The organism is Bacteroides sp. ET336 (genome assembly GCF_024733815.1).
Lineage (GTDB): Bacteria > Bacteroidota > Bacteroidia > Bacteroidales > Bacteroidaceae > Phocaeicola > Phocaeicola cellulolyticus.
The window spans coordinates 1-8,382 of the sequence record NZ_JANRHK010000038.1 but is presented as its reverse complement, the minus strand read 5'-3'; the positions used below and the strand labels follow the sequence as shown (position 1 = coordinate 8,382).

General features: G+C 40.5%; 4 protein-coding genes. 3 read left to right on the top strand and 1 reads right to left on the bottom strand.

Annotation, left to right across the window (positions count from 1 at the left end; translation table 11 throughout):
• Positions 1-27: 27 nt before the first annotated feature.
• Positions 28-675, top strand: a complete 648-nt coding sequence (locus NW213_RS16605; protein WP_154045106.1) for a DUF47 domain-containing protein — start codon at positions 28-30, stop codon at positions 673-675.
• Between the two features lie 15 nt (positions 676-690).
• Entirely contained in the window at positions 691-1,704 is a 1,014-nt protein-coding gene (locus tag NW213_RS16600) for an inorganic phosphate transporter (protein WP_154045107.1), read from the top strand.
• 109 nt (positions 1,705-1,813) lie between these two features.
• Here the strand turns inward: NW213_RS16600 and NW213_RS16595 are convergent, their stop codons facing one another.
• The gene (locus NW213_RS16595) at positions 1,814-2,245 is read right to left on the bottom strand and encodes a hypothetical protein (protein ID WP_258323454.1); all 432 of its coding nucleotides are present in this window, start codon (positions 2,243-2,245) and stop codon (positions 1,814-1,816) included.
• A 192-nt stretch (positions 2,246-2,437) separates the two neighbouring features.
• Here NW213_RS16595 and NW213_RS16590 point away from each other — a divergent pair, with 192 nt between their 5' ends.
• Positions 2,438-8,071 carry an alpha-2-macroglobulin family protein gene (locus tag NW213_RS16590; protein WP_258323453.1) on the top strand — a complete coding sequence of 1,878 codons (5,634 nt, stop codon included), beginning with the start codon at positions 2,438-2,440 and terminating at the stop codon, positions 8,069-8,071.
• The last annotated feature ends 311 nt before the right edge of the window (positions 8,072-8,382 follow it).

Here is an 8,382-nt window from a genome sequence, read left to right as displayed (position 1 = left end):
ACAGGAATTAAAATACAGTGTATATTTATGAAAAATTCTTTTTTTAGCCGATTTGCGCCGCAGGAACCCAAGTTCTTTCCGATGTTAAAACATTTGTCGGAGATTCTTATTTATTCTTCAAACTTGTTAGTAGAAAGTTTTGAACATAATACACCGGAAAAACGTAGTGAATATTACAAACGTATCAAAGATGTCGAGCGCGAAGGCGATAAACAAACTCATCAAATTTTTGATGAGTTGGGAAAAACATTCATAACGCCTTTCGACCGTGAGGATATTCATGATTTGGCATCAACGGTAGATGACGTGATAGACGGTATAAATAGCTGTGCGAAGCGTATAACTATTTACAATCCCCATCCGATTTCTGACAGTGGTAAGGAACTGAGCAAGTTGCTTCAGCAAGAAGCGATTTATATTGGAAAGGCGATGGATGAACTTGAAACGTTCCGTAAGAAACCGGCCGCATTGCGTGAGTATTGCGAGAAATTACATGATATTGAAAATCAGGCAGATGACGTATATGAGTTGTTCGTAAAGAAATTGTTTGAGGAAGAGAAGGACTGCGTGGAATTAATCAAAATCAAAGAAATAATGCAGGAATTGGAAAAAACCACAGATACTGCCGAGCGTGTTGGGAAAATATTAAGAAATCTTATTGTTAAATATGCATAAAGGCAGGGAAAATACATGGAATTATTAGTTATCATCATAGTATTGGCTTTGATATTCGACTATATCAACGGTTTCCATGATGCGGCCAATTCAATAGCTACCATCGTTTCAACAAAAGTTCTAACTCCTTTTCAGGCTGTAATATGGGCCGCGTTTTTCAATTTTGTGGCTTTCTTCATTGCCAAATACATTATTGGTGGTTTCGGAATAGCCAATACAGTGTCTAAAACGGTTGTAGAGGATTTCATAACTTTGCCTATAATATTGTCCGGTGTCATTGCTGCCATAATATGGAATCTATTCACGTGGTGGAAAGGTATTCCTTCCTCCTCGTCCCATACTCTTATTGGTGGATTTGCAGGGGCTGCCATCATGGCGCATGGTTTTGGGGCTATTCAATTGAGCATAATCTTGAAAATTGTAGCTTTCATCTTTCTGGCTCCTTTTATCGGAATGGTGATAGCCTTTGGTTTTACTTTGTTGGTGTTGTACATATGCAGACGTGCGCATCCTAGTACGGCAGAATTATGGTTTAAGAAATTACAACTTGTTTCTTCTGCCTTGTTCAGTGTAGGTCATGGATTGAACGACTCCCAGAAAGTCATGGGTATCATTGCTGCTGCTTTGATTGCGGCTCATTCGGAAGGCCTTGGCATGGGAATAAACAGCATTAATGACTTGCCTGATTGGGTGGCTTTTGCCTGTTTTACCGCTATTTCTTTGGGTACAATGTCCGGAGGGTGGAAAATTGTAAAGACAATGGGTACACGCATTACAAAAGTGACACCTTTGGAAGGTGTTGTCGCAGAAACTGCAGGAGCCTTTACTTTATATTTGACGGAATTCTTGAAAATACCTGTAAGCACGACCCATACAATCACTGGAGCGATAATTGGCGTCGGGGCTACTAAAAGACTTTCAGCGGTACGTTGGGGAGTGACCAAAAGTTTGATGACTGCTTGGATTTTGACCATTCCTGTCAGTGCCATATTGGCTGCTGCAATATATCAAATAGTTCGTTTTATTTGATTCTTAATAAAAATATTATGCAGACTCCAATATTGATGTTTCTTCAAAGGTACATCAATATTGGAGTTTCTTTATCCGTTTGTGTCTATCCGTGAAGGTTATATTTTTGCTAATCGAAAATGATTTCCGGATTAATTCCCTTTATTGTTTCTAGCATCATATCCCTGTTCTCCGGAGAGATATATGTTTTCTTTCCGCTTTTCTCGATTATAACAGTATCATACGGAATGTTCAGAGTGAATCTTTTCTTCTCTTTCAGAACTGTTATTTCCTTTATGTCGAATATATTGATGGATCTGTATTTGAAATCTCTGATGTTGAGATATTCATCAGCTATGCTGTATTCTATATGATAAATGCGAATGCATGACGATAGAGCCATGAAAATGAAACATGATATGAATGGAATGAGATTGTCAACGTTTCTTTCTGACAATAGTACCAGAACAATACATAATACTATCGCCGTGACAGAATACATCATGGACATCCATACACAACCCTTTGCCTTTTCCGACATTTGTGAACTGAAAGTTTTCATATCGCCTGCTGTTTTTAATCAGTTTTTAAATAATGTTTAAATGCTGTTTAAGCGGTATTTAAACATCTTCTAAGTCTTACAAATATATGGAAAAAACATGATTTATACATCTTTTAGCACTAAAAATGCAGCATTTACGTTTATAAATTGTTTCTTTATATAGACAATATAAGTGTAACCAAATCAAATTGTATGAAGAAGATTTGTTTATTTGTGGGTCTGATGATGATAGGCATCGTCCTCCCGATATCGGTCAAAGCTCAGAATTATGACAAAATGTGGAGGGAAGTGGAAGCGCTTCAGAAAAAGGATCTCCCTCGTTCCGTAATAGAAAAATCTGAAAACATTTTCTCATTGGCATTGGCTAAGAAGAACATACCTCAGATGATAAAGGCTTTTATGGTATGTTCAGAGTATAAGGTAAGGTTGAGTTCCGACAGTATCCAGAAACAGAAAGACATGCTGAAGAAGTGGGCTGCATCGGAACAGGATGCAGTGGGAAAAGCTGTGCTTAACAGCGTTATGGCTATGAATTATGCAGCGGTATCGCCTTCTGAGGTTGATTCTGTCATTTCATGTTTGCAATTGTCTTTGAAGGAAAAGGATTTGTTGGCATCGCGTTCTGCGGCTTTATATTATCCTGTGGTTGTTTCTAAAGAATTGAGCAAGGAATATTTTGATGACAATATGTATGATTTCCTGGGCCGTCAGGCTGTACGTACACTGTTGTCACTTCCGGCTAGGGGATATGAACAGAAAATCCACAATGAGATACTAGGCGTTTATGATTCTCTGATAGATTTGTATTCTTCTGCCGAAAGTCCTTATCGTGACAGAGAGGCTGAAGCACTGACACGTGAGGCACGTCTTGTCTATCTTTCTGACAATTGTGTTTATTCGAAGGATAAACTTTCTCCGGATGAGGCTGTGAAAATGTTAGATAGTCTGGCATCTGAATATAAGGATGTAGAAGTTTATTGTGATATTATGCTGAAGCTTGCCAATAAGTATAGTTCTCAAGGAAAAAAGGTTGGGGCTATGTCTGAATTGAAAAAAGCTCTTACTCTATATCCAAATACGGAATGGACTGACGAACTGAATAATACGATTAAGGAGATAGAGTCTCCAAGCCTGGAGATACGTATCCCGTTTGTATATCCCGGATATCGGTCAGATATAGAAGTTTCATACAGAAACCTGACCAGTGTGACGATAGAAGCTTACAGGCTCGGCTTGTCGCCGGTATCGGAAAGACTGCGTGACAGAAAGAACTATGAGCAGTTGATCAGGAAACATGGTGACCGTGTGGCTGTTAATAATTATACTCTTCCGGCAACCGCTGATTATAAGTCAAGAACCACCCGATTGAAGTATAAATTGCCTGAAGATGGTATATATATGATGAAGCTCTTCTCAAAGCAGAAACCGGAGGCTGTCTGCTATGAGGTAGTATATGTATCTCCTTATCAGTGTATTGTAATCCCATTGCCGGGTGACAGAAAAGAACTCGTTGCCGTCGATCGTATGACTGGTCATCCTGTTCCCGGAGCGGAAATAGTTTCATACGCACTGAACGATGGTAAATACGAGCTGAAGAATGTTTATCCCACTGATGAAAAAGGCTGTGTAGTGGTAAGTACCGCCAAGGATAAACTTGAATATTTCAGTGTCCGTACCTCCGGTAATGATTTTATGAATATCTCAAATTTCTATTCCGGAGAGCATTTCCTGAACACAAATGAAGAGGAGAGAAAGCAGACAACTATATTCACGGACCGCTCGATTTATCGTCCGGGACAGATGGTATATGTGTCAGGAGTTAAATATGTACAAAAAGGTGATTCCGTTTCTGTACTTAAGGGGGAAGAAGTGACTGTAAGTCTGACCGATACCAATGGTAAGGAGGTGGAGAAGAAAAAGGTTGTCACTGACGACTTTGGAGTTTACAGTGCAGAGTTTGTGCTTAAACAGAATGTTTTGCCGGGATACTTTGGAGTAAAGGCCGACAATGCATATAGCGGTATAAGAGTGGAAGAGTATAAGCGTCCTACTTTCGATGTGGTTTTCGAGAAAAACAGCAGTGAATATTCGCTTGGCGATTCGGTACATACTGAGGCGAGGGCTGCATCATTTGCCGGTGCTCCTCTGCGCATGGCAAAGGTGGAATATAGGGTAGTCCGTATGGAAAATATTTGGTGGAGATATAACGGTACTGAAACGGAAATTTCCACTGGCGAAACAATGACTGATGCCGACGGCAAGTTCCATATAGATTTCTGCCTTGATAAACCTGACGGCGATTTGCAGACTGCGGATAATGCGTATTACAGATTTAATGTAAAGGCTACGGTAACAAGCCTTTCCGGTGAAACTCAGGTAGGGGAGTATTCCGTATCTGTAGGTGATAAATCGCTCGATTTGAGTATTTCTGATTTGCCTTCCAAAGTGGCAAAAGAAAGAATAGGCAAGATCCGTTTTGACGCTTTCAATTGCGAAAGGATGCCGGTAGAAACAACTGTCAGATATTCTGTTTTCAAGCTTGATGAAGAAGGCAAGATAGCAGGCAAGGCTGTGTTCAGTGGTGAGGAAAAGGCTCAGAATTCATTTGTGCCTTACTCATTCAATTCTCTTTCTTCAGGGAAATACCGCATAAGGATTTCCGCTTCAGACTCCAAGGGACGTGATGTGTCAAAGACTCAGGATTTCGTCCTGTTCTCCCTTGCAGACAGTATTCCTCCTTACCGGACTGTAGAGTGGTTCTATCAGGACGGCGATTCGTTTGATGAAGGTAAGTCTGTCGATTTCTATATAGGCAGCTCCGAGAGTGATGTCTATATGATGCTTGATGTATTTACGGCTGGAAAAAGACTTGAAAGCCGTAGGATGACATTCTCTAATTCAATACAGAAGTTCAGCTACAGATATAAGGAAGAATATGGTGACGGTATAACTGTATGTTTCTCTTTTATGCGTCAGGGAGTATTGTATAAGAAGGTAATAAGTCTTGTAAAGCCTGAACCTGAGAAGAAACTCAACGTATCATGGGAAACATTCAGAGACAAACTTGTTCCAGGACAGAAGGAGGAATGGAAACTCACGGTAAGGAATAAAGACGGGGAGCCTGTCAATGCTTCTATGTTGGCGTCTGCTTACGATGCTTCTCTTGACGAACTTTATTCCCACGGTTGGCATTTCGGATTGTATTTTGGAAGAAAGATACCGCGTGTATTGATGCAGAGTCTGCATGTGTATGACAATCCTTATATGCGTGTGGCATATGCTTATGTAAACGGCAGCAATGGAATCGATCTTATCTATGGTGACGGATTTACACAGTTTATACCTTTCTCATGGGGATATTATGCTTCGCGCGGAATGATTATAGCCAAGGCACCGGCTGCTGGTAATATATTATTGAAAAATCAAGCGTCATCAGATATGATGGATCGGAGTTTTAACAGAAAAGTTTCAGAGGAGGAGGTATTGCAGTCTTATGAAGAATCTTCTGTAGTTGAGTCTGTAGTTGAGGGTGTAAACATGAGTAACGGAAATGTGTCTCATGCCCTTCGTGAGAATTTCTCCGAGACAGCTTTCTACTACCCGCATCTGCGTACAGATTCTGCCGGAACAGTTACTATGTCGTTCGTAATGCCTGATGCATTGACCGAATGGACTTTCAATGGTTTTGTACATACGCAGAATATGGATTACGGATTTATTAAGGCGTCGTTTACCACTTCCAAGCCATTTATGGTGCAGCCTAATATGCCTCGCTTTGTCAGGGTAGGTGATGAATCGTCCATTTCATCATCTCTCATCAATATGTCCGATGAGGATATCAGCGGAAAAGTCACTATGACTCTTTCCAATCCGGTCAACGGACAGGTTGTCTATACCAAGACAGATGCTTTTAGTGTACGTGAAGGGGAGACAGGAGTTGTGACATTTAACTATAAGGTTTCCGAAGGTGTGGATGTTCTGGTTTGTACTGTCATGGCTGAGGCTGGCGAATTCAGCGACGGCGAGCGTCATTACCTTCCGGTATTGTCTGACAAACAGATAATTGTAGAGAATATTCCTGTTCAGTTGAGAGGCGATGAAAACAAAACAGTTTCTACGGATGGCTTGTTCAACGGTGGTAGCAATACTGCTACAAACAGGAAACTGACCATAGAAATGACGGCAAATCCGCAGTGGTATGTCATTCAGGCCTTGCCTGTGCTTGGCACACCTTCGTCTGATGATGCAATGTCGTGGGCTACGGCTCTTTATGCCAATTCATTGTCTTTGCATATTGTGAAATCCAATCCTAAAATCAGGCAGGTGTTCGATTTATGGATGGCACAGGGAAAAAATGAAAAGGATTTATGGTCGGAACTGTCAAAGAATGAACAACTTAAAAATATCATCATCGAAGAAACCCCATGGTTGGCTGATGCTCAAGATGACGCTTCGAAAAAACAGCGTATTGCAATGCTTTTCGATGTAAACGCAATGAATGACAGACTCTCTACGGCTGTTGCAAGTCTTGCCAAGTTACAGTTGGCTGACGGTTCGTGGCCATGGTTCAAGGGCATGACTTCAAGTTCTTACATCACTCTTCGGATAATGGAGTCTTTGTCCAGACTCAAGGCTTTGGGAGTATCATTCAATTATCAGATGAACGATATGTATAAGAAAGCTCTTGGATATCTGGCTTCCGAAGCTGCCAAGTGTCATGACAGTATGCTTGAAAACAAGAACGCTTACGTGCCTCAGAATATGATTATGAGCTATCTGTATATATGTGCCATAGACGATGAGGCTGCAGCTTCTGCAGATACCAGGATAAACAATTATTTCATTGACTATTTTGTTGGAAAGTCTGCATCGCTCGACATAAATGAAAAATCGGTATTGGCCACAGTTATGGACGCGGCAGGAAATAAAGACGAAGCGAAGGTTCTTCTACAGTCTGTTATGGAATATATGATAAGCAATGATGAGATGGGTTCATATTTTGATACATACAAGGCTGGATATTCTTCGTTCGATTACAGAATACCGGTTCATGTGTCTGCAATGGAAGCCATCATGCGTTTGGGAGATAATAAAGAAACTTTACTTGACGATATGCGTCTGTGGTTGCTGAAGCAGAAACAGGTACAGGTTTGGGATACTCCGGTTGCATCTGTAAATGCCATTTATGCGTTTCTGGCAGGTGGAAGTGATGTGCTTGGTTCAGGTTCTGCTATTACAGCAGAGGTTGCGGGTAAAACTTATACCACACCGGATGATGCGATAGGACATGTTTCTGTATCGTTGCATGATTCTGATATCAGGAAAACAGAGAATATTGAATTCTCAAGAAAAGGTACAGGTGCCGGATGGGCTTCTGTCTGTTCACAATGTCTTGAAAGTATCGATAAAGTGAAATCCTACAATGGTGAAGGTTTGAGAATAGAACGCAAGTATATATGCGATGGAAAAGAAGTTTCATCGTCTTCCGTTTTGTCTGTGGGCGATAAGGTTACAGTATGCATAACGGTAAGTGCCGACCGTGATATGGATTTTGTACGGATAAAGGACGAGAAACCTTCATGTCTTGAGGTTGCATCCCAGCTCTCTTCTTATTCTTGGGCAGAAGGGCTTTCATTCTATCGCGTAAATAAAGATGCGTCTGTAGAATTTTTCATCGACCGTATGCGAAAAGGTTCCTATACTATACGTTATGACGCATACGTGGCACGTTCAGGAAAATATGTTTCAGGTCCGGTTTCTGTCATATCAGTTTATGCGCCGCAATTCGGTTCGCATGGGGAATCTTCGGTTATTACGATAAAATAAGTTTACCTCCACACGCTCGTGTCAAGATCTCGACACGGCCGTGCGGAGATCTCCACACGTCCGTGTGGAGATAAATTGATTTTGTCTTTTGTTGGTAAGAGGGTAATGGCTGTTTTATTTATTTTCTGGTTTTCTTTTTTGTTTTATTCGAAGTCATATTTGTTACATCATCATATAAAAGTGAATCCCTTTATATAAATAATGTATAATATTTAGTGCTATTTTCAATTATTGTAACAGTCTTGAAAAAAAATATTCTTTATTTTTTCATTGATTAACAAAGAGTTATCTGTATTCCTGTAATTTTTTTG

Excerpts from the sequence above, each read along its gene's own strand:
- NW213_RS16590 (WP_258323453.1), top strand. The coding sequence starts at position 2,438 with ATGAAGAAGATTTGTTTATTTGTGGGTCTGATGATGATAGGCATCGTC.
- NW213_RS16595 (WP_258323454.1), bottom strand. The coding sequence starts at position 2,245 with ATGAAAACTTTCAGTTCACAAATGTCGGAAAAGGCAAAGGGTTGTGTA.
- NW213_RS16605 (WP_154045106.1), top strand. The coding sequence starts at position 28 with ATGAAAAATTCTTTTTTTAGCCGATTTGCGCCGCAGGAACCCAAGTTC.
- NW213_RS16600 (WP_154045107.1), top strand. The coding sequence starts at position 691 with ATGGAATTATTAGTTATCATCATAGTATTGGCTTTGATATTCGACTAT.